This is a genomic window from Frankia nepalensis, from assembly GCF_016786325.1.
GTDB lineage: Bacteria > Actinomycetota > Actinomycetes > Frankiales > Frankiaceae > Pseudofrankia > Pseudofrankia nepalensis.
This window is the reverse complement of the sequence record NZ_JADWYU010000202.1, coordinates 50,036-72,151: the sequence shown is the minus strand read 5'-3', so window position 1 is coordinate 72,151 and position 22,116 is coordinate 50,036. Positions and strand designations below refer to the sequence as shown.

17 protein-coding genes and 2 tRNA genes are annotated in these 22,116 nt (G+C 72.0%); 10 read left to right on the top strand and 9 right to left on the bottom strand.

The window, feature by feature from the left end; all coding sequences use genetic code 11:
* Nucleotides 1–218 precede the first annotated feature (218 nt).
* From I6A81_RS31805 to I6A81_RS31795, 3 genes are all read left to right on the top strand, one after another.
* Complete coding sequence (locus tag I6A81_RS31805) at nucleotides 219–3,230, top strand: UPF0182 family membrane protein (RefSeq protein WP_203003397.1); 3,012 nt, start codon at nucleotides 219–221, stop codon at nucleotides 3,228–3,230.
* A 122-nt stretch (nucleotides 3,231–3,352) separates the two neighbouring features.
* Nucleotides 3,353–3,429: transfer RNA gene (locus I6A81_RS31800), tRNA-Met, on the top strand.
* A gap of 219 nt (nucleotides 3,430–3,648) precedes the next feature.
* Nucleotides 3,649–3,725, top strand: a tRNA-Met gene (locus I6A81_RS31795).
* Between the two features lie 570 nt (nucleotides 3,726–4,295).
* On the opposite strand, the gene I6A81_RS31790 is transcribed toward I6A81_RS31795, so the two are convergent.
* The gene (locus I6A81_RS31790) at nucleotides 4,296–5,723 is read right to left on the bottom strand and encodes an aspartate aminotransferase family protein (RefSeq protein ID WP_203003398.1); all 1,428 of its coding nucleotides are present in this window, start codon (nucleotides 5,721–5,723) and stop codon (nucleotides 4,296–4,298) included.
* A gap of 239 nt (nucleotides 5,724–5,962) precedes the next feature.
* Between I6A81_RS31790 and I6A81_RS31785 the strand changes: the two genes are divergently transcribed.
* Nucleotides 5,963–6,451: an Lrp/AsnC family transcriptional regulator gene (locus I6A81_RS31785; protein WP_407661410.1), complete on the top strand. Its 489-nt coding sequence runs from the start codon at nucleotides 5,963–5,965 to the stop codon at nucleotides 6,449–6,451.
* A gap of 41 nt (nucleotides 6,452–6,492) precedes the next feature.
* Here I6A81_RS31785 and I6A81_RS31780 read toward each other — a convergent pair whose 3' ends face one another.
* From I6A81_RS31780 to I6A81_RS31770, 3 genes are all read right to left on the bottom strand, one after another.
* Nucleotides 6,493–6,762: a hypothetical protein gene (locus tag I6A81_RS31780; RefSeq protein WP_203003399.1), complete on the bottom strand. Its 270-nt coding sequence runs from the start codon at nucleotides 6,760–6,762 to the stop codon at nucleotides 6,493–6,495.
* 312 nt (nucleotides 6,763–7,074) lie between these two features.
* Nucleotides 7,075–8,307, bottom strand: coding sequence for a low temperature requirement protein A (locus I6A81_RS31775; RefSeq protein ID WP_203003400.1), 1,233 nt, complete (start codon nucleotides 8,305–8,307; stop codon nucleotides 7,075–7,077).
* 177 nt (nucleotides 8,308–8,484) lie between these two features.
* Entirely contained in the window at nucleotides 8,485–9,843 is a 1,359-nt protein-coding gene (locus tag I6A81_RS31770; protein ID WP_203003401.1) for an NAD(P)/FAD-dependent oxidoreductase, read from the bottom strand.
* Nucleotides 9,844–10,257: 414 nt separating this feature from the next.
* Between I6A81_RS31770 and I6A81_RS31765 the strand changes: the two genes are divergently transcribed.
* From I6A81_RS31765 to I6A81_RS31755, 3 genes are all read left to right on the top strand, one after another.
* Complete coding sequence (locus I6A81_RS31765) at nucleotides 10,258–11,688, top strand: gamma-aminobutyraldehyde dehydrogenase (RefSeq protein WP_203003402.1); 1,431 nt, start codon at nucleotides 10,258–10,260, stop codon at nucleotides 11,686–11,688.
* Between the two features lie 378 nt (nucleotides 11,689–12,066).
* Nucleotides 12,067–13,095, top strand: a complete 1,029-nt coding sequence (locus tag I6A81_RS31760) for an alpha/beta fold hydrolase (RefSeq protein WP_203003411.1) — start codon at nucleotides 12,067–12,069, stop codon at nucleotides 13,093–13,095.
* A gap of 582 nt (nucleotides 13,096–13,677) precedes the next feature.
* Complete coding sequence (locus I6A81_RS31755; RefSeq protein ID WP_238429210.1) at nucleotides 13,678–13,827, top strand: hypothetical protein; 150 nt, start codon at nucleotides 13,678–13,680, stop codon at nucleotides 13,825–13,827.
* A gap of 276 nt (nucleotides 13,828–14,103) precedes the next feature.
* Here the strand turns inward: I6A81_RS31755 and I6A81_RS31750 are convergent, their stop codons facing one another.
* The 5 genes from I6A81_RS31750 to I6A81_RS31730 form a co-directional block, all read right to left on the bottom strand.
* Nucleotides 14,104–14,877, bottom strand: a complete 774-nt coding sequence (locus I6A81_RS31750; RefSeq protein ID WP_307875050.1) for a glycerophosphodiester phosphodiesterase — start codon at nucleotides 14,875–14,877, stop codon at nucleotides 14,104–14,106.
* An 8-nt stretch (nucleotides 14,878–14,885) separates the two neighbouring features.
* On the bottom strand, nucleotides 14,886–15,752 hold the full coding sequence (hisN, locus tag I6A81_RS31745) for a histidinol-phosphatase (RefSeq protein WP_311447086.1): 867 nt from the start codon (nucleotides 15,750–15,752) through the stop codon (nucleotides 14,886–14,888).
* Between the two features lie 187 nt (nucleotides 15,753–15,939).
* Nucleotides 15,940–17,013 carry a ribosome small subunit-dependent GTPase A gene (gene rsgA / locus I6A81_RS31740; protein WP_203003404.1) on the bottom strand — a complete coding sequence of 358 codons (1,074 nt, stop codon included), beginning with the start codon at nucleotides 17,011–17,013 and terminating at the stop codon, nucleotides 15,940–15,942.
* Between the two features lie 7 nt (nucleotides 17,014–17,020).
* Entirely contained in the window at nucleotides 17,021–18,382 is a 1,362-nt protein-coding gene (gene aroA / locus I6A81_RS31735; protein ID WP_203003405.1) for a 3-phosphoshikimate 1-carboxyvinyltransferase, read from the bottom strand.
* Nucleotides 18,383–18,820: 438 nt separating this feature from the next.
* The gene (locus tag I6A81_RS31730; RefSeq protein ID WP_203003406.1) at nucleotides 18,821–19,654 is read right to left on the bottom strand and encodes a methyltransferase domain-containing protein; all 834 of its coding nucleotides are present in this window, start codon (nucleotides 19,652–19,654) and stop codon (nucleotides 18,821–18,823) included.
* A 481-nt stretch (nucleotides 19,655–20,135) separates the two neighbouring features.
* Here I6A81_RS31730 and I6A81_RS31725 point away from each other — a divergent pair, with 481 nt between their 5' ends.
* The 3 genes from I6A81_RS31725 (at nucleotide 20,136) to rsrA (ending at nucleotide 21,962) form a co-directional block, all read left to right on the top strand.
* Nucleotides 20,136–20,753, top strand: a complete 618-nt coding sequence (locus I6A81_RS31725; RefSeq protein ID WP_238429211.1) for an alpha/beta hydrolase family protein — start codon at nucleotides 20,136–20,138, stop codon at nucleotides 20,751–20,753.
* Between the two features lie 283 nt (nucleotides 20,754–21,036).
* The gene (locus tag I6A81_RS31720) at nucleotides 21,037–21,675 is read left to right on the top strand and encodes a sigma-70 family RNA polymerase sigma factor (RefSeq protein ID WP_203003415.1); all 639 of its coding nucleotides are present in this window, start codon (nucleotides 21,037–21,039) and stop codon (nucleotides 21,673–21,675) included.
* Nucleotides 21,672–21,962 (top strand): mycothiol system anti-sigma-R factor, encoded by a 291-nt coding sequence (gene rsrA, locus I6A81_RS31715; RefSeq protein WP_203003407.1) that lies wholly within the window; start codon nucleotides 21,672–21,674, stop codon nucleotides 21,960–21,962. Before I6A81_RS31720 ends, rsrA begins: the two co-directional genes overlap by 4 nt.
* The last annotated feature ends 154 nt before the right edge of the window (nucleotides 21,963–22,116 follow it).

Here is a 22,116-nt window from a genome sequence, read left to right as displayed (position 1 = left end):
CGGCGGCTGGCGTAGGTTGCCCGTAGCGGGCCAAAGCCTCAGCGCCGGATCAGACACCGGGGAGGTTGGCCTGGCCCCGACCGTTAAGGCGGGCGACGGCGCGATCGCGGCCTCGCTTCGCGTCACCGTCGGTCCGAGCCGTACCGGAGGAGCACGTGGCAACAGAGCCGTCCGCGCGGGGAGCGTCCGCGTCGGGAGGCGGGACCCGCCGACTGTTCATGACCCGTCTGCGGGTGATCGTGCCACTCCTGGTGGTCGCGGTGCTCGTGGTGCTGTTCCTCACGCTGATGCCGCTGTACACCGACCTGCTGTTCTACCGGTCGGTGAACTTCAGCAAGGTCTTCACCACGGTCCTGTGGACCCGGGTGCTGCTCTTCGTGTTGTTCGGCGCGGTGATGGCGGTGGCGATCGGCACCAACCTGGTGCTCGCCTACAAGCTGCGCCCGCCGATCCGGCCACTGTCCGTGGAGCAGCAGAACCTCGAGCGGTACCGGACCGCGCTCGAGCCGTACCTGGTCCTCGTGCTGCTCGGGGTGACCACGGTGTTCGGCTTGGCGGCCGGCCTCTCGGCCTCCGGGCGGTGGCGGACCTGGCTGCAATGGATCAACGGCCAGTCGTTCGGCGTCGAGGATCCGCAGTTCCACCGTGACATCAGCTACTACGCCTTCACCTACCCGTTCGAGCGGTTCCTGCTGGGTTTTCTGCTCAGCGCGGTGATCCTGTCGCTCCTCGTCGCGGTGATCACCTATTACCTGTTCGGTGGCATCCGGATCCAGATGCCCCGGGCCCGATCCGCCCGGGGCATCGCGGGGGACAGGGTCACCCCGGCGGCCAAGGCGCACCTGTCGGTGCTGCTCGGCCTGCTCGCCCTGCTCAAGGCGTGGGGGTACTACCTGGACCGGTTCGGGCTGGTCTTCTCCTCGCGCGGGGCCGTGTCCACGGGCGCGGGCTACACCGACGTGCATGCCGTACTGCCGGCCAAGCTCATCCTGCTGTTCATCTCGCTGGCCTGCGCCGGGCTGTTCATCTACAACATCTTTCAGCGCGGCTGGATGCTGCCGCTGCTCGGCACCGGGATCCTGGTGCTGTCCGCGGCGGTGATCGGCGGAATCTACCCGGCGATCGTCCAGCAGTTCCAGGTGAAGCCGACGGAGGCGTCCCGGGAGGCGCCCTACATCGCGCGCAACATCGAGGCCACCAGGGCGGCCTACGGCATCGCCGACGTCAGACCGATGGACTACAAGGCGGCGCAGGACATCAGCGCCGAGGACGTCGCGAAAGACGTCAGCACCGTCTCCAACGTCCGGCTGCTCGACCCGAACAAGCTGTCGAAGACGTTCACCCAGCAGCGGCAGTTCCGCGGCTGGTACGGCTTCCCCGAGACCCTCGACGTCGACCGTTACACCGTCGGCACCGGGGAGGACGCCGTCACCAAGGACTACGTCGTCGCGGTGCGCGAGCTCGACCAGCGCGGGCTCGCGCCGGAGCAGCGCAACTGGATCAACGAGCATCTCATCTACACCCACGGCAAGGGCTTCGTCGCGGCACCGGCGAACACGGTCAAGGAAGGCATGCCGGTCTTCCAGGAGGGTGGCCCCACGACGGGCGAGCCCTTCAACGTCACCGAGAGCCGGATCTACTTCGGGGAAATGTCGCCGGAGTACTCCATCGTCGGCACGAGACAGCAGGAGATCGACGGGGCGGACACCAACCAGACGACCAGCTACACGGGCGACGGTGGAGTCTCGATCGGCTCCCCGTTCAAGCGGCTGGTCTTCTCGCTGCGGTTCTGGGACCAGAACATCTTCTTCTCGTCGGACATCACCGACGAGTCGCGGATCCTCTACGAGCGTAATCCGCGGGACCGGGTGGCCAAGGTCGCGCCCTGGCTCACCCTCGACGGCGATCCCTATCCGGCGGTGGTCGACGGCAGGGTGACCTGGATCATCGACGGCTACACCACGTCGGACGGCTACCCGTACTCCGCCCGCAACACCCTCGGCGAGGTCACGGCCGACGCGTTGACTGGCCAGAACCGGGCCGAGCAGCCCGCCAACCAGGTCAACTACATCCGCAACTCGGTCAAGGCCACCGTCGACGCCTACGACGGGACGGTCACCCTCTATGCGTTCGACGAGCAGGACCCGGTGCTGCGGACCTGGATGCGGGCATTCCCAGGCACCGTCAAGCCGGCCAAGGACATCCCCGAGTCGCTGCGTGCGCACTTCCGCTACCCGGAGGACCTGTTCAAGGTGCAGCGGGACGTCCTCTCGGCCTACCACGTCACGGATCCGCGGGCGTTCTACTCGCAGGAGGACTTCTGGGCCGTCTCGCCCGCCCCGGACGACGAGAACAAGGACCAGCCGCCGTTCTACGTGTACAGCCAGCTGCCCGAACACGGCGCCCCGTCGTTCAACCTGACCTCGCCGCTGATCTCGCGTCGGTCGTCCAAGCTCGCCTCCTACGTGGCGGTGTCCAGCGATCCGCGGAACTACGGCGAGTTCCAGGTGCTGCGGCTGCCCCAAGGCGAGACGATCGAGGGGCCGGCACAGGTACAGAACAGGATCGAGACGGACAGCGAGGCAGCCGAGCAACTCACCCTCTGGCGGGGAGGCAGCTCCAACACGACGATCCGGACCATCGAGGGCAACCTGCTCACCCTGCCCATCGCTGACGGGCTCGTGTACATCGAGCCGTACTACGTCCAGGCGAATGCGTCGAACGGCTTCCCGACCCTGCAGGGGGTGGCCGTCGTCTATGGCAACAAGGTCGCGCTCAAGGACTCACTGCAGGCGGCGCTCGACGACGTGTTCGGCCCGGGCGCCGGAGCGCCGGCCGCCGGGGCCGGGGTAGGCGGCGGTGGCGGCGGGGGCGAGGCGGGCCCACCGAGCACGCCACCTCCCGGCGGCACCACCGCGACTCCGTCGCCGTCGGTCACCGGGTCACCCGGCGTGCCCGGCGGCACGGCGGCGGATCCGGCGCTGCGGCAGGCGCTCGCCGACATCACGGCCGCCCAGGAGGCCAGTAGGCAGGCGCTCGCCAAGAACCCGCCGGACTGGGTCGCCTACGGCAAGGCCCAGGACGACCTGGCCAAGGCGATCTCCCGCGCGAACGGGCTGCTCGGGCCCGCGGCGACGCCCAGCCCGTCGGCCACGCCCGCGCCGCCGGCAACACCGGCAACACCGGCAACCCCGGCCACACCGGCCACGAGCGCGGGCCCCTCGGGCTAGCGGTCCCTGCCGTGGATCTTGGCAGGACTGCCCGGCCGCCTCTGGCGGCGGGGGGGGATCTGTCCTGAACGGCGGCCCGTTTTGACAACCCGCGCCGACGGTCTATAACCTGGCTTCACCGACGCGGGGTGGAGCAGCTCGGTAGCTCGCTGGGCTCATAACCCAGAGGTCGCAGGTTCAAATCCTGCCCCCGCTACCACGAAAGGCCCCGGCCGAGTTCACTCGGCCGGGGCCTTTTTTGTCGGGAGACGCGGGAACGTGTCCGGAAGGGCTGGCCGACGGCGAGGGCGGTCCTTCGGGGCCACGGCCGCGTTGAGGCTGGTTGGCGGCGTCCGGCCCCGCGCCGCGCCGCTCCAGGCGAAGGTCGACCGGCTTTGCAGACTCCGCCCGGAGGCGTGTATAGTCCTTCTTATAGCGACGCGGGGTGGAGCAGCTCGGTAGCTCGCTGGGCTCATAACCCAGAGGCCGCAGGTTCAAATCCTGCCCCCGCTACCAATCGGGCCCGGAGATCTCTGGATCTCCGGGCCTGAAAGCGTTGTAGGAATAAATCGGCCTCTTTGGATCCGTTCCCGGCTTGCCGGCCCTGGCGTCGTCTGGTACTGGTGACAGGGCCTGTGACCGGATCGTCAGCCGACGGGCGATCATCGTGCTGACACGTGCCCAGCCTTCGCCCGGATGGCTGCCGAACCGCGTACACATCCGGCGATCTTCGCCCCACCCCGTCCCGGTCTCCTCGAGAGATCGCCAGATCCGTACGGGATTCAGGGACAAAACGGACAGAAACCGCCGGATGCCGTACACATCTGACGATCAAGGAAGTCGACAGGCCCTTGCCAGGCCAGTGATCACCAAATGTGTACGCGAATCGGCGGCCGAGCGACCCCGACAAGATCCACGGGAAGGACCTTGGTAGTGCTTCGTCAGGTCGTGTGGCCAGGACCGGCGCGTGGGTTAGGCGGTCATTCGTCCGGGTCTGTGGCCTGTGTGGGTGCGGGAGGATGATCGCGCTCGTTGTGGCCGCGCGGTACGCGTTCGCGCTGGTCAGAGCAACCTGACGAAGTACTGCTAGCCGGCCGCTCGGGTCAGGTCGGCGCACATCGCGTCGAGACTCTCCAGGTAGCGGTCGACGTCGGCGTCGGTGTGCTGGACCGAGAGGGTCCACTCCTCCTCGCGGCCGGGAGCCATCAGCACGCCACGGTTGGCGTTGTAGAGCCAGGCGAGCAGCGGCAGCGCCTCGTTCTGGTGCGCCATGAACGACGTGTAGTCGCGGATCGGCGCGTCGGTGAAGTGCACGCAGCCCTTGGACGAGATGCCGACCGTGTAGCCCGGGATGCCATAGCGGGCCAGGATCTCGTCACAGCCAGCCGTCAGCCGGTCGTTAAGCCGGTCGAGGTGCGTGTAGGCCTCCGGGGTGAGCACCTCGAACAGGGACGCGCGCGCGGCGGCCATGGCGAGCGGGTTGCCGTTGTACGTGCCGACCTGCTTCACCTTGTCCTTCGCCACGACCTCCATGATCTCGTCGGTGGCCCCGATCGCGCCGGACGGCAGCCCGCCGCCGAGCGCCTTGGCGAGGGTCACCATGTCCGGCGCGACGCCGAACCGCTCGGTCGCGCCGCCGGGCGCCACGCACAGCCCGGTCTTCACCTCGTCGAAGATCAGGATGATGCCGTGCCGCCGGGTGATCTCCCGGACGGCCTCGAGGTAGCCGGGCTCGGGGAGGATCACGCCCAGGTTCATCATCGCCGCCTCCATGATCACGCAGGCGGGCTTGCGTCCCTCGGCGGCCAGCCGCTCGATCCGGCGTTCCATCGCCGGGGCGTCGTTGAACGGGACGGGGACGGTGAGGTCGACCACCGCGCTCGGGATGCCCCCGCCATAGCCGAGCGAGTTCATGTCGTCCGCGGGGCCGATGTCGGCGTACGGGGCGCCGATCGAGACCATCACGTAGTCGTGGTGGCCGTGGTACGAGCCGAAGATCTTGACGATCGTCTCCCGGCCGGTGGCCCCGCGCGCGATCCGGATGGCGTCCATCGTCGCCTCGGAGCCCGAGTTGACGTAGCGCCACTGCGGCAGCCGGAAGCGGCGGGCCAGTTCCTCGCTGACGATGACGGCGTCCTCGGTCGGCATCGCGAAGTGGCTGCCGAGCGCGACCCGCTCGCTGACGGCCCGCACGATCGCCGGGTGGGCGTGGCCTTGGACCATCGAGCCGAAGGCGTTGTGGAAGTCGGAGTACTCGGTGCCGTCCACGTCCCAGACCCGTGAGCCGCGGCCGTGGCTGAGGTAGATCGGCCAGGGGTCGCGTGCCTGGTACGAGGACGGCACGCCGAGCGTCATCGTTCTCCTGGCGCGTTGGTACATCGCGGCGGAGCCGGGGGTGGCCGCCTTCAGCCTGGCCTGCTCCCGGTCCGCCAGCCGGGCGGCCCGGGCGGCGAGAGCCGCCGAGGCGCTCGTCGTCACGTCGGTGCCGGCCGGCCTGGTGTCAGGGATGGTCACGGTAGCCCTCCCGAGGGCGGCGTCGAGCCGTATCGATACTGAAAGCGTAGCTCACTCGGCCATGCCGCGATGGAATCCGTAGAAAAGCTCTTATCTGGTTACCGCATCCTCGCGGAAACGTCGTGGTCATAACATGGCAACGAGCACTGGCCGAGCATCCGCGCCGCGCGGGCGACGAGCGGGCCACGGCGAACTGGGGGGCGGGGCGCTGGCCCCGGGCGCGGGCGAGGAGGAAGCCGGTGCAGATGCGCAGGTCGCCGGGCGGCCGATCGACGGCCGAGCCGCTGCTCGACGACGTCAACAAGGCGATCATCGAGCAGCTACAGCAGGACGGCCGGCGTTCGTACGCGGCGATGGCCGCCGCCGTCGGCCTGTCCGAGGCCGCGGTGCGCCAGCGGGTGCAGCGGCTGCTCGACGCCGGGATCATGCAGATCGTCGCCGTCACCGACCCGCTCCGGGTGGGCTTCAGGCGTGAGGCGATGATCGGCGTGCGGGTGTCCGGCGACACCAGGGTCGTCGCGGAGGCCCTCTCGGCGCTGCCCGAGGTCGACTACGTCGTGATCACCGCGGGCTCGTTCGACCTGCTGCTGGAGATCGTCGCCGAGGATGACGAGCATCTGATCTCGCTGATCAACGATCACATCCGGGCGCTGCCGCAGGTCCGTGAGACCGAGACCTTCGTCTACCTCCGCCTGGTCAAGCAGACCTACACCTGGGGCGTGCGTTAGATCACCGCCCGACCGTGCGGGTGACCGCGCCCGCCGGGCCGTCAGGCGCGCCAGGGCGGGCGGCGCCAGCCGCCGGGGCCGGTGGAGTCGGCCGCGTCGGCGGCGGCGAGCAGGGCTCGGGCCAGGGACCTGGCCTCGGCCGGGCCCAGGTAGGCGACCGCCAGAGTGTCGAACATCGGGGACACCAGGCGAAGCAGGATGGCCGACGCCTTCCCGTGGCTCGCCGGCGGCTCCGGCCGGACTGTGATCTCGGCGCCACCGAGATGGGTGACCAGGGTGTCGTCATGTGGCTCGCGTCCGACCAGTGGCATGGGCCGTCCTATCTGCCCGGGCCGGCTGACGTCCGGCCTCGTGTCTATCCGACTGCCGAGGCCACCCATTGGTTGTGTGTCAGTTGTTTCCCGTGGCTGTTCGCCCTGTTCGTCCGGGTCCGTGGTGACCTGGCGCGGCCGGCCGGCCGGCCAGCTGGCCAGCCGGCCGCGCCAGCCAGCCAGCCGGCCGTCGCGTCGCGGCCGCGTCGCGGGCCCGCCACCCGTTGGCTCCCGCCGCTCCTCGGCTGATGGGCCGTGGCCGTAGGCAGCTGGGGCCGTGGCCGGTTCGGGCGGCGGAGGCCGTCTCCGCGCTCAGGATCGCAGGGCCTCGAGGACCGCGGTGTTGTGCCGGTAGCCGACGGTTTCATAGCCGAGCACGGTTACCCAGGGCGTCAGCGCCAGCACGAGCAAGCACCAGGTGACCGACACGCCCGCCGCCGCCATGACGACCGGCGCGACGAGGAAGCCGACGGACGACAGGACCAGCAGCAGATGGAACGGGTCGAGGCTGCGGCTGACCGCCGCGTAGAACACGTAAAGCGCCAACACGTAGAAAGCCAACGGCGCGACGACGGTCATTACCGTTCCGACCAGGGACAGCTCGCTGTGGTGGTCCAGGAAGTACGCCGCCGCATGTAGTCCCGCACCCACGGCGACAATGGCGCCAAAGAGCGGTAAATGGCCATATCCCCAACCGAACGATCGGTTCCGGCGCGCGCGCAGGATCTCGCCGTGCGGGATCACGAAGTACGTCCACCACATCCCGAACGTCATCGCGGTGCCGGCGAGGGCGAGCAGCGCGACGTCCATGGTCAGGCCTTCGCCGGTGAGCGCGGTCAGGCTGGCCATGGTGCCGATCAGCCCTTCGCCGAGCGCGATGATGACCATCAGCCCGTGCCGCTCGGCGATGTGGTGCGGGTGCCACGGCGTGCCACCGAATCGGCGCTCCGCCACGATCGGCCCTCCGAGCTCGATGAGCAGCGGTATCGCCAGCAGGGCGAACGACACGCCGACAGAGAAGTCGAGAAGCGCCAGAGCCACCCAGATGATCTGTGAGACCACGATCGAGACGATGTAGCCGGTGTGCGCGGCGCGGCGGCCCGGATCCTGCCGGCTGGCGCGCCACCACTGGAGCACCATCGCGATCCGCATCACGACGTAGCCCCACACCATGACGTCGTTGTCGAGCGTCTCCCCGTGGTCCAGGGACGCGAACATCGCAGGCAGGCCGAGCGCGAGCACCAGCACTCCGACCATCTGCAGCATCGTGGTCAGCCGGTAGCGCCAGTCATCGGTGTCGTAGGCCGACGCGAACCAGGTGAAGTTGATCCAGGCCCACGAAACGGCGAACGTCGCGAAGACGAAGCCGCTGATCCCCGCGCCCACGTGACCGGCGGCCAGCGCGTGCGCCAGCTCGTTCGCCGCGGTCCCGAAAGCCACCACGAACGCGAGGTCGAAGAGCAGCTCCAGAGTGGTGGCCGCCCGGTGCGCCTCGCCCGGGTCCCGCCCCGACATCCGCAGCGCCCGATGCCGCAGGTTCTCCATGCGCGGGAGTCTAATGTCCCGCTTATGCGGATAAATTCCGTCTGGTTTTTCGATCCGTGTACACGGTACTTTGGCTGTTTTCGTTGGGCCGGGGCGGCCCGGCCGGCCCGGTAGCGGCCCGGTGCCGGTCCCGTGGCGGCCGGGTGCCGGTCCGGGCGGCCGCCGCCGGGACGGGCGTCAGTGGCCGGTGAGGCGGTCGACCGCCTTGCCGAGGCGGGAGGGGCGGCCGGTGCGGTTCTCACGGGCGTCGCTCGCGGCGGCGCCGAGCCGGCCGGCGTTGATGCCGATCCAGCGCAGCGGCTCCGGCTCCCACTGCCGTACCGGCCGGTTCACCCAGGGCAGCCTGGTGTTCGGGGTGTCCAGGCCGGCCACCAGCTCGGCGAGCGTCTTCCCGGCGAGCGCCGCGGCCGCGACGCCGTCGCCGACGTAGCCGCCGGCGCTGCCCAGCCCGCGCGACGGGTCGAAACGCACCGCGGGGGTCCAGTCCCGCGGCACCCCGAGCGGCCCGCCCCACCGATGGGTGATCCTGGCCCGCGCGGCGGCTGGGAACAGGGTGCCCAGCGTGTGGCGCAGATGCTCGAAGACGGCGTCCTCGTGGTCGAACGCCGGCTTGATCCGCGAGCCCAGGTGGTAGGGCGCGCCGCGGCCGCCGAGCACGATCCGCCCGTCGGCGGAGCGCTGCGCGTAGATGATCAGTCGGCGGTCGTCGTTCAGGGTGAACCGCTCCCGCCAGCCGATCTCGTCCCAGGCCGCGGCGGGCAGCGGCTCGGTGGCGATGACCAGCGAGTAGAGCGGCGCGATCTCGCGTCCGCCGCCGGGCAGCCGGGACGTCCACGCCTCGGTCGCCCGGATCACCACGTCGGCGCGGACGGCGCCGCCGTCGAGCTCGACCAGTCCCGGCCCGATCCGCCGCGCCGGGGACTGCTCGAAGACCGTCACGCCCCGCCGTTCGACCGCCTCCGCGAGGCCCCTGGCCAGCTTGCCGGGGGACAGCGCGGCGCAGTCCGGGTCGAACACCCCGCCCAGCGCGCCGGAGACCCGGATCCGCGCGGCGACGGCGTTCGCGTCCAGCCAGCCGTCGCCCGCCTCGGCGCGCAGCCGGGCCGCCTGGGCCGGCGTCGTCGCCACGCGCAGGTAGCCGTCCTTCGCGTAGTCGCAGTCGATGCCCTCGGCGTCCGCGACCGCGCCGACCTCGTCGACCGTGGCGACCAGTGGGGCGCGCATCTCGTCGGCGAGCGCGGCGACCGGGAACAGCGCCGAGCACCAGCCGCCGTTGCGGCCGGACGCGCCGAAGCCGGCCAACGCCCGTTCCACCACCACGATCCGACGCCCGGGCGCGAGCGCGGCCAGGTGGTAGGCCGTCCATAGCCCGGTGAAACCGGCGCCGACGACGCACACGTCGGCCCGCTCCTCGCCGCGCACGGCGGCCCGCGGCGTCACCGGCCCCGCCAGCTGGTCGGTCCACAGCGAGGCCGGGAGAGTCGTGGGCGCCGTGCGCCGGCCTGTCCAGCGGAGGATCCGGCTCGCGTCAGCCACCAGCCCTGCCTACCCTTCGAAGCGGGACACGCACCGATTCTCGTCCGGCGATCCGCGGAGCGGGGTGCGTCATCTGTTTCTACGGTGTATCCGAAATGATTCGGCCGACATCGGCGCTACAGAGCGCGAGTCGGCGCTTTGCCGCGTTCCCCGCAACTTTCGCGCACTCCACCCTGGTGGGTGCGCACCGCGTCCGCCGCCGACGAGCCGACACAGCCAGATGCCTGCACGGACGCGGTATCCGTGCCCTAGTCTGCGAGCAACTGCCGACTTCGACCGTACTTGCCTGGTCCGAAGACGGCATCCGTAGGTCGGCCACAGCTTCGCGGTGGGCGTTTCGGCGCTGGAACGTGGCCGGTGCGCCTCGGCGGGCGTGGATCGCCGTGGGCGGGACGTCGGGACGGGAGAGGGCGGATGGGCACGGTTTTTAGCAACTTCATCGGCGGCGAGCAGGTGCCGGCGGCCGACGGCCGCACCATGCCGATCGTGGACCCGTCGACGGGCGAGCAGTACGCCGAGGCGCCGCTGTCGGGCGCGGCGGACGTCGACCGGGCCGTCACGGCGGCGGCCGCGGCGTTCGAGACCTGGCGGGACGCGACGCCGAGCGAGCGGGCGCGCGCCCTGCTCAGGATCGCCGACGCGATCGAGGATCGGGCCGAACAGATCGTCGCCGCCGAGAGCCGTAACACCGGCAAGCCGGTCCAGCTCACCCTGGACGAGGAGATCCCGCCGTCGGCCGACCAGGTCCGGTTCTTCGCGGGCGCGGCCCGGCTGCTGGAGGGCAGGGCCGCCGCGGAGTACCTGCACGGGCACACCAGCTACGTGCGGCGCGAGCCGATCGGCGTGTGCGGCCAGGTCACCCCGTGGAACTACCCGTTCATGATGGCGATCTGGAAGATCGCCCCGGCCATCGCCGCCGGCAACACGGTGGTGCTCAAGCCGTCCGACACCACCCCGGCCAGCAGCCTGCTGCTCGCCGAGATCGCGGCCGAGTTCCTGCCGCCGGGCGTGCTCAACGTCGTGTGCGGGGACCGTGACTCCGGCCGGGCCCTCGTCGCCCACGAGGTGCCGTCGATGGTGTCGGTGACCGGCAGCGTGCGGGCCGGCATGGAGGTCGCGCGCGCGGCCGCCGACGACCTCAAGAAGGTGCACCTGGAGCTCGGCGGCAAGGCGCCGGTCATCGTGTTCGACGACGTCGACCCGGCGAAGGCCGCGGAGGGGATCGCGGGCGCCGGCTACTTCAACGCCGGCCAGGACTGCACCGCGGCGACCAGGGTGCTCGCCGCGCCCGGCATCCACGACGACCTGGTCGCGGCGCTCGCCGACGTCGCCCGCGGCACCCGCACCGGCCCGCCGTCCGACTCCGAGGCGGCGTTCGGCCCGCTCAACAACCCGAACCAGCTGGCCCGGGTCAGCGGGTTCGTCGAGCGGGCGCCCGCGCACACCGAGATCGTGGCCGGAGGCATGAAGGTCGATGGTCCTGGGTACTTCTATTCACCCACGGTCGTCGCCGGGGTTCGCCAGGGCGACGAGCTCGCCCAGCAGGAGATCTTCGGGCCAGTGGTGACCGTGCAGCGGTTCTCCGACGAGGACGAGGCGGTGCGATGGGCCAACGGCGTCGAGTACGGGTTGGCGTCCAGCGTCTGGACGTCCGACCACGGCCGGGCGATGCGGGTCGCGCGCCGGCTCGACTTCGGCTGCGTCTGGGTCAACACGCATATCCCGATCGTGGCGGAGATGCCGCACGGCGGCTTCAAGAAGAGCGGCTATGGCAAGGATCTGTCGATCTACGGCCTTGAGGACTACACCCGGATCAAGCACGTAATGCACAACATCGAGTTCTAGGGCGGAGCGGCCGGAAGGTCGCTTGCGCGACCCAGACCTGCCGGGTCGACGAAGTCGACCCGGCAGGCACCCCGGGCCGCTCCGCCCGGCGGGCGCTGGGGTGCCCGGCGAGACCTGGGCCGGGAGGTGACCTGGATGACTGGGGTCGGTACTGGCCTGGGGTCAGGATCTTGGCTGGGTTTCGACAGCGCGGATGATCCGCCGGCGCCGGCGGATCGGCTGCTTGGACCGGGGGCGGCCGCGTCCTCGTCGGCGGAGGAGGCCGGAGCCAAGGGTGCTCGGGTCGGTACCGGTCCGCGGGCTCCGGTCGAGTCGACAGGGCCCGGGCGCGCGCAGGCCGGTGCCGGCGCGGCCGGTTCCGTCCGCCGCGCCGGGCGGGTGGACCAGCTCGCGCCTCGGTTCGTCACGGTGCACGGCTACCGGCGCGCATACCTGCGCGCCGGTCGTGGTTCGGCCGTGCTGCTCATCCACGGCATCGGCGACAGTTCGGCCACCTGGGCGCCGGTGCTGCCGAGGATCGCCCGCCGGCACACGGTCATCGCCCCCGACCTGCTCGGCCACGGCCTGTCCGACAAGCCACGCGGCGACTACTCGATCGGCGGGTTCGCCTGCGGGATGCGCGACCTGCTGTCCGTTCTCGGCATCGAGCGGGTCACCGTGGTGGGGCATTCGCTGGGGGGCGGCGTGGCGATGCAGTTCGCCTACCAGTTCCCGGAGCGGTGCGAGCGGCTGGTGCTGGTCGGCACCGGTGGGGTCGGCCCGCAGTTGCATCCGCTGCTGCGGCTGGCCGCCTCACCTGGCGGCGAAGCGCTGCTCTCGGTGCTTCGCCTGCCGGCGGCCCGGTTCGCGGGCCGTGGCATGATCAGCACGCTCAGCCTGCTGGGAACCGACCTTGGGCGGGACGCGGGCGACCTCGGCCGGGTCTTCGACGCGCTGACGGCCCCGACGGCGCGCGCCGCCTTCCTGCGCACGTTGCGAGCCGCCGCGGACGCGCGCGGCCAGGCAATCACCATGCTGGATCGCTGTTACCTCGCTCAGGGCATGCCAACCCTGATCATCTGGGGAGAGCATGACGCGGTGATACCGGTCGCGCACGCCCGGATCGCCCACGAAGCCATGCCCGGGAGCCGTCTGGAGATCTTTCCCGAAGCGGGCCACTTCCCGCATCACACCGATCCGGACCGTTTCGAAGCCGTTCTCAACGACTTCCTGGCCACCACCCGCTCAGCCAGTCACTCGGCGCGCAAATGGCGCGCGCTGCTCCGCTCGCGCGCGCTACCGGTGGATGTGGCCGAGGATGAGGGGGCCGAGCAGGCGGGCCGGCTGGATTCGGGCGACCAGGTGGCGCGGGCCGCGAAGGCGCCCGACTCCGACGAACTGGCCCGACGCCTCTTCAAGGCCGGCTAGCCGGGGCCATGGCGCGGTCCGAGGCTCGTGGTTCGGCGACGTGGCCTGGCCGACGGGGCCCTGGCGGATGTGGCCTGGCCTACGGGACTGGCCGACGGGGCCTGGTGATGGGGTTCGGTTCTGGGCCCGGTCAGCGGGAGCGCGGCGCCCCGGCTCGGCGGCTCGGCCGCCCGGCGCCGGTCCCGCGTTGAACTTTCGCCGATCCCGGTCGGCGGTGGAGGGCGAGTCACCACCCGTATCACGCCTTGCCGTGACAAGAGGCACGGGTATGTTCCACATTTAGTCTCGAGGAAGCGCTACCGTAGAGTTAGCGGCGCCGGCCGCCGGCAATCTGGCCAGGTTGGTGACTCGAACGTTGGTGACCGGTGCCGACAGGGCCGCCCTTGTTCGCTGATCCTTCGGGGCCAGCCTCTGGACGCCCGTAATGTCTACCCGAGGGGCTTGCCCCGCGGGCTCCCGGCGGAAGGCTCAATGTCTTCCCCCGGGGGTGGGCCCACCGATGAGACTTTCGGAGGTCGATCCTTGGCACGCCGTGCACGTATCAGCTGGCCGGAGGAACGCCGAGATGCGAGTGAGGTCGTGGTGACCCGGTTCGATCCGGGCCGCGGCTGGACCCTTGACCAGGCTCGCGACCTGGTACGGCAGGGTTACTCGGTGGACAACGTCGCGCAGCGAACCGGCTTTCCGGCGCAGATGTTGAAAGTTGCGGTCGTCGTCGACGACGACGACTGAACTTCTTCGCCTTTTCGCCGCGCTCCGCGCCGAGCCCGCGCCACATCGTCGCGGCCTCGGCCGTCGCTTGTCCCATATTTTGGGACGGCGCGTGTCCATCGCGGCCACCCGGCCGGGCGGGAGAATCGCCGGTGTCCCGGCGCCCCGCGGGCGTCGCGTGGCCGTCCCCAGCAGGACGCCGGCGGCCCGCCCTCGTTGTTCGTAATGCTGACGGGTGGCGGACGGACCATTTCTCGGTGGGCAATGTCCGCTCGATTTCGGCGGGTCGGCGCCTTCTCAGCCGGCCCGGCGCCCCGTGGCGGCCACCAGACGGTCGACGTGGTCGGAGTAGACACCGTCCAGGCCGTAGCCGAGCAGCCGCGCGAGCGTGGGCGGGCGCTGCACGTCCCAGCCGAACGCGAGCAGCTCATGGTCATGCAGCACCCTGGCGATCGCCGCGGTGGGCGCGGCCCATTCCCTGGCCCGCAGGTTCAGGGCGGCCACTCCGGCGGCGCGCAGCTCGCGGGTATACGGCCCGATCCCGCCGGCCTCGCGGATGTCGCGCACGCTGGCCGAGTTGACCAGCCGCACGTCCGCGTCCAGCTCCCGCCAGGCCCGCAGGCTGCCCAGCGGGCCACAGAGCCATAGCCGGCGGACCGCCGCCACCCCACCGGCCGCCCGCGCCGCGGCCAGCACCGCCGTCGTCGTGGCGTCGGCGGCGTGGCCGGCGGGGGCCTTGATGTCCAGGCTGAGCTCGAACTCGGTGCCGAGCTGCTGGTAGAGCGCGGGCAACGTCGGCAGCCAGCCGGGCAGCGCGCCGGACGACAGCGCCGGCACGGACCGCCGCAGGCCGGGCGGACCGAACTCGCCGTCATGGTGCAGCACCGGCACGCCGTCGGCGGCGAGCCAGGCATCCGACTCCAGGCCAGACGCCCCGAACGCCAGCGCCCGGTTGAAGGCCGCCAGCGTGTTCTCCCGCTGGTACCAGGCCGGCGCTCCCCGGTGCGCGAACCCGATCGGTCCTCCCGGAGCCCCCGCCGGAGGCGGGGAGCCGAGCTGGGAGGTCAGCACTGCCCGCGTTATTCGGCTTTGAAGGAGCCGAGCGCCGCGTCGTGCAGCAGCCCGTTGCTCGACAGCACCGTGCCGTGGCCGGCGCCGCGGCGGCCGCGCAGGTCGGTGAACCGCCCGCCGGCCTCCTCGACGATGACCTGCAGCGCGGCCAGGTCCCACAGCGAGACCACCGACTCGGGAGCGACGTCGACGGCGCCCTCGGCCACCATCATGTGCGACCAGAAGTCGCCGTACGCCCGGCTCCGCCAGACCTGCCCGGCCAGGTGCAGCAGCTCGTCGAGGCGGCCGCGCTCCGTCCAGGTCTCGATCGAGGCGAACGACAGGAACGCGTCCTCCAGCCGGGCAACCGACGAGACCCGCAGCGCGCGGGTGTCGCCGGTGGCGGTGCGGGTGTACGCGCCGCTGTCCCGGGCGGCCCACCAGCGCCGGCCCATCGCCGGGGCGCTCGCCACCCCGACGACCATCTCGCCGTCCACCTCGAGCCCGAGCAGCGTGGCCCAGACCGGCACGCCGCGCACGAAGTTCTTGGTGCCGTCCACCGGGTCGAGGATCCAGCGCCGGCGGGCGTCACCGGTCAGCCCTTCCTCCTCGCCGAGCACCGCGTCGGCTGGCCGCGCGGTGGCCAGCCGCTCGCGGATCATCGACTCGACGGCCGTGTCCGCGTCCGACACCGGGGTGTTGTCCGGCTTCGACTCGACCCGCAGGTCCACCGCCTGGAACCGCGCAAGGGTGATCTTGTCCGCGGCGTCCGCGAGGCTCAGCGCGAGGGCCAGGTCGTCGGCCGGCGAGAACCCGCTGTCGGTGTCCGTCGCCGCCGTCGTCGCGGGGCCGGTCGGGGTGGCGGAGACGGCCGCCGCCGGGTCAGACAGCTTCACGGGTTTAAAGCCTACGGGCCCGCCCAGCCGGGGGATCCACTCTGTGACCAGGGGGACCTTTCCCGCCCGGCGGTTTACCTTCCGCCCGCCCGGCGGGTGCCCGCGGATCACTCGCCGGCCACCGGCGGGCGGCGGCGAACGGACCGCCACGGCCCTGGAACAGGGCAGTCCCGCGGGGCGCGGGCCGTCATCCCGGGCGGGCCGCGAGCAGACGGCGCAGGCTCGCGAGCCGGGCGGGGTCGGCTCGGCCGTCGCGGACCGCCTCGTCGAGCCCGCAGTCCGCGAGGCCCTCGGCGTGGGTGCAGCCCGGCTGGCAGTCGGCCGCGGCCTCGGCCAGCTCGGCGAACGCCGAGAGGACCCGCGCGGGGCTCACCGCGCCCAGTCCGAACGAGCGGATCCCCGGCGTGTCCACGACCCAGCCGCCGCCGGGCACCGGCAGCGCCACCGCCGCGGACGAGGTGTGCCGGCCACGCCCGGTCACCACGTTCACCGCGCCGATCTCGCGGGCCGCGTCCGGTACCAGCCGGTTGACCAGGGTGGACTTGCCGACGCCGCTGTGGCCGAACAGCACGCTCACGCGGCCGGCGATGAGCCCGCGCAGCTCGACCGGGTCGACGTCCGGCCGGCTGGTGACGATTGTCACACCCAGTGGCCGGTACAGCTCACGCAGCGCGGTGTCGTCCGCGAGGTCGGCCTTGGTCAGGCAGAGCACGGGCTCCAGCCCGCCGTCGTAGGCGGCCACCAGGCAGCGGTCGATCAGGCCGGTGCGCGGCGGCGGGTCGGCCAGCGCGGCCACGATGATCAGCTTCTCGGCGTTCGCGACGATCGGGCGCTCGGCCGGGTCGGAGTCGTCCGCGGTGCGCCGCAGCACGCTGGTCCGTTCGGCGCGGCGCACGATCCGGGCGAGCGCCCCTGGCCGGCCGGACACGTCGCCGACCAGGGCGACCCGGTCGCCGACGACGACGGGGGTCCGGCGCAGCTCCCCGCCCCGGATCGCCTCGATCAGGACGCCCGAGGGATCCCAGGAGGCGCCAGAACGCTTCTCCGGCGTCTCTGGCCGGGCCCGCGCCGGCGCGGCGGGCCGGTCATCCGCGGCGGTCAGCCTGCAGGTGTAGCGGCCCCGGTCCACGCCGACCACCACCGCGTCGACCGCGTCGGCGTGCTCCGGGCGATCGCGGGTGCGTGGGCGCGAGCCCCGCCCCGGCCGGGTACGGACGTCGTCCTCGTCGAGGTCCCGGCGGTCTCGTCGCGCGCCGCTCATCCGGTGTCTACGAGGCCAGGCGCGGGCCGGCGAGCATCGCCGCCCACATCGCTGGGAACTCGGGCACCGTCTTGCCGGTCGTCGCGATGTCGTCGACGGTGACGCCCGGCACCGCGAGCCCGACGACGGCGTAGGTCATCGCCAGCCGGTGGTCGGCGAGCGGGTCGAGCCGGGCGCCGCGCAGCGGCGCCGGCCGGATCGCCAGGCCGTCGTCGGTCACCGTGATGTCGGCGCCGAGCCGGCCCAGCTGGTCGGCGAGAGCGCCGAGCCGGTCGGTCTCGTGCAGCCGCAGGTGGGCGATCCCGCGCAGCCGCGACGGCGAGTCGGCGAGCACCGCGAGCGCGGTGAGCACCGGGGCGGCCTCGCCGAAATCACCAAGATCGACGTCCAGGCCGTGCACGCCGTCGCCGCCGCGCACCCGCAGGCCGGCCGGCGTCCACTCGGCCCGCGCGCCCATCGCCTCGAGCAGGCCGGGCAGCAGCCGTCCCGGCTGGGTGGTGTCCTGGGGCCAGTCGGGGATCAGCACCTCCCCGCCGGTGGCCACCGCGGCGGCGAGGAACGGCGCCGCGCTGTTGAGGTCCGGCTCGATCGCGTGGTCACGGGGCCGCAGCGGGCCCGGCGCTACCCGCCACGTGGGCGGCCGGCCCGTCGGGTCCGCCGGGTCACCCGGCTCGGCCTCGACCGTCGCGCCGGCGGCGCGCAGATCGGCCACCGTCATCTCGAGGTAGGGGCCCGACGGCAGCCGGCCGCCGACGTGGCTGACCTCGACGCCCCGGTCGTAGCCGGGCGCGGCCAGCAGCAGGCCGGAGATGAGCTGGCTGGAGTCGGAGGCGTCCACGGTCACGGCGCCGCCGGGGATGCCGCCGCGGCCACGGACGGTGAAGGGCATCACGTCGCCGTCGATCGCGGCCCCGAGGCGGCGCAGCGCGCCGAGCAGCGGGGTGAGCGGGCGCTGGCGCATCTGCGGGTCGCCGTCGAACGTGACGTCGGTGGCGGTCAGCGAGGCCAGCGCGGGCGTGAAGCGGGCGACCGTGCCCGCGTTGCCGCAGTCGATCGCGGCGGGAGAGCCGGCGTCGCGGCCGAGCCCGCCGGTGACCACCCACTCGGTGTCCGCGCCGTCGGGAGCCGGGACGTCGACCTGGGCGCCGAGCGCGCGCAGGGCGCCGGCCATCAGCAGCGTGTCCCGGGAGCGCAACGCGCCCCGCAACCGGGAGACGCCGTCCGCCGCCGCGGCGAGGACCAGTGCCCGGTTCGTCCCGGACTTCGAACCGGGGACCCGCACGACGGCCCGCACGGGGCCGCTCGCCGTCGGTGCCGGCCAGGGATCGACGGGAACACGCGTCGCTGTCGTCACATCCCTAGCATGCATCCGCCGGTCGCCTGCCGCTTGTCGCCATGCTTCCGCCGGTCGCCTGCCGCTTGTCGCCGTGCGGGCGCTGTGGGGCGCCTTTTACTACCTGCCCGCGTTGCGCGTCGGGTTGGTGGGTGCGCGGTGGTTGCGTCGGGGTCGGGTTTCCTGCCGGTCTTGACGTGACATCCGGTCGCCGGCCGCTTGTCGCCTTGCGTGGCGCTGTGGGGCGCCTTCTACTGCCTGCCCGCGTTGTGTGTCGGGTTGGTGGGTGCGCGGTGGTTGCGTCGGGGTCGGGTTTCCTGCCGGTCTGGACGCGACGCCGTCGGTCGCCGGTCGCCATGTATGGCACCGTTGGGCAGCTTCTACTGCCTGCCCGCGTTGTGTGTCGGGTTGGTGGGTGCGTGGCGGTTGCGTCGGGTCGGGTTCCTGCCGGTCTGGACGGGAGAGGCGGCCAGGTCAGGCGGGGCGGCGGGCGGAGGCGATCAGATGGATCCCGATGGACTCACCCTCGCGCTCCGCGGCGAGTTCGACCTCGGTGCGGACCAGGGTGGGGAAGGAGGACATGTCCGCGGCCAACGCCCGCTTGACCGCCTCGGCGGACAGCACGCTGCGTGGGCGGACCCAGTCGACCTGAAGACCGGCGCTGGTGAGCACGGCCTTGAGCTCCTCCGGCCAGAAGCAGCGGGTGATGGTGCCGTCCTCGGCCGGGACCAGCACCACGTCGGCGCGCGGCACGTCGGACAGCTCCGCCCACCGGTGCTGCTCGGCCAGCCGCGCCAGGCCCAGCAGCAGCGAGTCGACGCAGAGCAGCAGCTGCCCGCCCGGGCGCAGCAGCCGGTAGATCTCCTCGAGGGTGCTCTCCGTGGCCAGGCAGAACGACAGCGCCCTGCCCTCCGCGAGCACGGCGTCGAACGACTCGGGAGCGAACCAGTCGAGGCTGCGGGCATCACCGGCGACCCGCAACAGGCCACCGGGTGGCAGGGACCCGTCCGGGTGCTCGCCCTGGCGGGCGGCGGCAGGCTGGGCCTGGTCGGCGACCACCCGGACGACCCGGTGGCCGGCGGCGGCCATCTGGCGGGCGAACCGGTCCCGTTGGCCAGAGACGTCGAGCACCCGGGAGGACGCGGCCGGCAGCCACTCGCGCAGCTGGACGGCGGCTACCTCGTCGTAGAAGGACCAGTAGGGATCGTCACTGCCCGCGGGTGCCTCGCAGACCACGGTGGGAGCGGCGGGACGGTAACGAAACTCCGGATCACCCAGGTCCGGATCGGTGCCGGGACCAGACAGCATGGACCATTCCTACCCTTCAAAGAGCCGCGATGCGAGGCATGTCACACATCTGGGCCAGAAGTCTCGAAGGCCGAAGGACCCGGACCGACTGAGCCTTGATCGCGGATCGCGGGATCGGTGGGCCCGTCCGTGACCCTCGGGGTGGACGGTCGCGTGCCGCGGCCGTGACGGGCCGGGCCCGCGCGATCGTGGCCGGCGCGTCGTCGCCCGGGACCGCGACCCGAGACCGTCGGGCCGGGCGGCGCGGACGGCGTGGACGCCGTGCGTCCAGACTCGCGGCGTGACCCGAGAGCTCACCGAAGACCTGCCCCATGCCGTCACCCAGAACGCCCTCGCTCCGATCGCCAAAGCCCCGATCGCTATAGCCACAACGGCCGTCCCCGAAACCGTCATACCTGTGGACGGCGGGCAACTCCTGGTGGTTCCCGCAGCTGGCCGGCGTGTCATGGCCGGCGCGCCGGGTGGCACCGGAGTGCCGCCGATGCCCGATTCGCCGGCCGCCGGCGGGTGGCCGGCGGTCGTGCTGTTGCACGGCGCGGGTTCTGGTACCGACGCCCCGGTGCCGCGGCGCCTCGGTGAGCTGCTGGTCGCGGCCGGTGTCACGGTCGGCCGGCTCGAGATGCCCTACCGGGTGGCGGGCCGGAAGGCGCCGGACCGGCCCGCCCGGCTGGATGCCGTGCTCATGGCGGCCGTCGCCGCGCTGGCGGACCTCCGTCCGGCGACCCTGGGGGCTGACTCGCCGCTTCGGCTGGGGCTGGCCGGGGCGTCGATGGGTTCCCGGGTGGCGGCCAGGACCGCCCGGGCGGTCGGCGCGCGCGGCGTGCTGGCGCTCGGCTTCCCGCTGCACCCCCCTGGCGGGCGCCCCTCACGCCAGCCCGAGCTCGACGGCGCCGGCGTGCCGGTCTACGTCCTGCAGGGCGAGCGGGACTCCTTCGGCCGCCCGGAGGCCGACCCGGCGCGCGGGGTGGAGGTGGCCGTGGTGGCCGGGGCCGACCACTCGTTCAAGGTCCGGGTGCGCGACGGCCGAAGCGCCGCCGAGGTCGTCGAGGAGGCCGCCGGGCTGGGCGCCGCGTGGCTGCTGAGCCGGCTGCGCGCGTGAGCCCCTCGGCCCGGGAATCAAGGGCCCGGCCATGTCGTTGGGCGTGAGGTAAGCGAAGGCCACGGAGGTTCGATTGACGCCTGATTGCCAGCTGTGGCAGCCCGACGGCGCGGCGGAGGAAGGCTCCGACTATCGGCCGGAGAGCGGCTCGCGGACGGGCGTACCACCGGTTACCGGGGTATCGTCCCCACGGAAGACCGGTGACAGCCGCTCCGCGCAGCCGATCCCGCGATGGGAAGACATGACCGGAGAAGTCCCAACGGTTACGGACACCGGAACGGTGATGACGGCGGGCGGCCAGCATAAGGGAGTGATCCTGGTCGACGAGACCACCGAGGAGCGGGGCACGCGGTTCGAGCGCGACGCCCTTCCCTACCTCGACCAGCTGTACGCGGCGGCGCTGCGGATGACGCGCAACCCGGCGGATGCCGAAGATCTCGTTCAGGAGACCTTCGTGAAGGCGTTCGCGGCGTTCCACCAGTTCCAAGAGGGCACCAACCTCAAGGCCTGGCTGTACCGCATCCTGACGAACACCTTCATCAACAACTACCGGAAGCGGCAGCGGCAGCCGCTGCAGAGCCCGACCGAGCAGGTCGAGGACTGGCAGCTCGCCGAGGCGGAGTCCCACACCTCGACCGGCCTGAAGAGCGCCGAGATGGAAGCGCTCGAGCATCTGCCCGACAGCGACATCAAAGAGGCATTGCAGGCGCTTCCCGAGGATTTCCGGATGGCGGTCTACCTGGCCGACGTGGAGGGTTTCGCCTACAAGGAGATCGCCGAGATCATGGGCACCCCCATCGGCACGGTGATGTCCCGGCTGCACAGGGGCCGACGTGGCCTGCGTAAGTCGCTGGAGGAGTACGCCAGGGAGCGCGGGCTGGTACCCGCCGGCTCCACTGGGAACGAGGGCGGTGCTTCGTGAGCTGCGGCCACCCGCACGAGATCGACTGCCGCAAGGTTCTCGACGCGGTTTTTCTGTACCTTGACGGCGAATGTGACGGTGCTCAAAAAAGTCTGATCCGTGCGCATCTGGACGAGTGCTCGCCGTGTCTGCGGGAGTTCGGCGTCGAGCACGAGGTGAAGCTCCTGGTGGCCCGCAAGTGTGGCGGTGAGCGTGCCCCGGAGTCACTGCGCAGCAGCCTCTTGGCCCGGCTGCGCGAGGCCCGGGTGGAGGCCGACGCCACCGTGGCCGCCGACCCACGCGACTGACCGCCCCCGGTCCTTCCCGGGCCCGCCGGTCCTCCAGAAACAGCGGTGGTCCACGGGCAGCGGTCTTCACGAACTGCCCGCCGCTTCGCCGTCGGGACGTTTGACACGTCCCCCCCGGGGGGGTATTAAAAACAGACGCGGGCCCCCCCACCGT

What these genes read in the sequence shown, in the direction of transcription:
- I6A81_RS31765 (WP_203003402.1), top strand. Translation starts at nt 10,258, where the DNA reads ATGGGCACGGTTTTTAGCAACTTCATCGGCGGCGAGCAGGTGCCGGCG.
- rsgA (WP_203003404.1), bottom strand. Translation starts at nt 17,013, where the DNA reads ATGAGCGGCGCGCGACGAGACCGCCGGGACCTCGACGAGGACGACGTC.
- I6A81_RS31780 (WP_203003399.1), bottom strand. Translation starts at nt 6,762, where the DNA reads ATGCCACTGGTCGGACGCGAGCCACATGACGACACCCTGGTCACCCAT.
- I6A81_RS31775 (WP_203003400.1), bottom strand. Translation starts at nt 8,307, where the DNA reads ATGGAGAACCTGCGGCATCGGGCGCTGCGGATGTCGGGGCGGGACCCG.
- I6A81_RS31720 (WP_203003415.1), top strand. Translation starts at nt 21,037, where the DNA reads ATGACGGCGGGCGGCCAGCATAAGGGAGTGATCCTGGTCGACGAGACC.
- I6A81_RS31805 (WP_203003397.1), top strand. Translation starts at nt 219, where the DNA reads ATGACCCGTCTGCGGGTGATCGTGCCACTCCTGGTGGTCGCGGTGCTC.
- I6A81_RS31725 (WP_238429211.1), top strand. Translation starts at nt 20,136, where the DNA reads ATGCCCGATTCGCCGGCCGCCGGCGGGTGGCCGGCGGTCGTGCTGTTG.
- aroA (WP_203003405.1), bottom strand. Translation starts at nt 18,382, where the DNA reads ATGCATGCTAGGGATGTGACGACAGCGACGCGTGTTCCCGTCGATCCC.
- I6A81_RS31730 (WP_203003406.1), bottom strand. Translation starts at nt 19,654, where the DNA reads ATGCTGTCTGGTCCCGGCACCGATCCGGACCTGGGTGATCCGGAGTTT.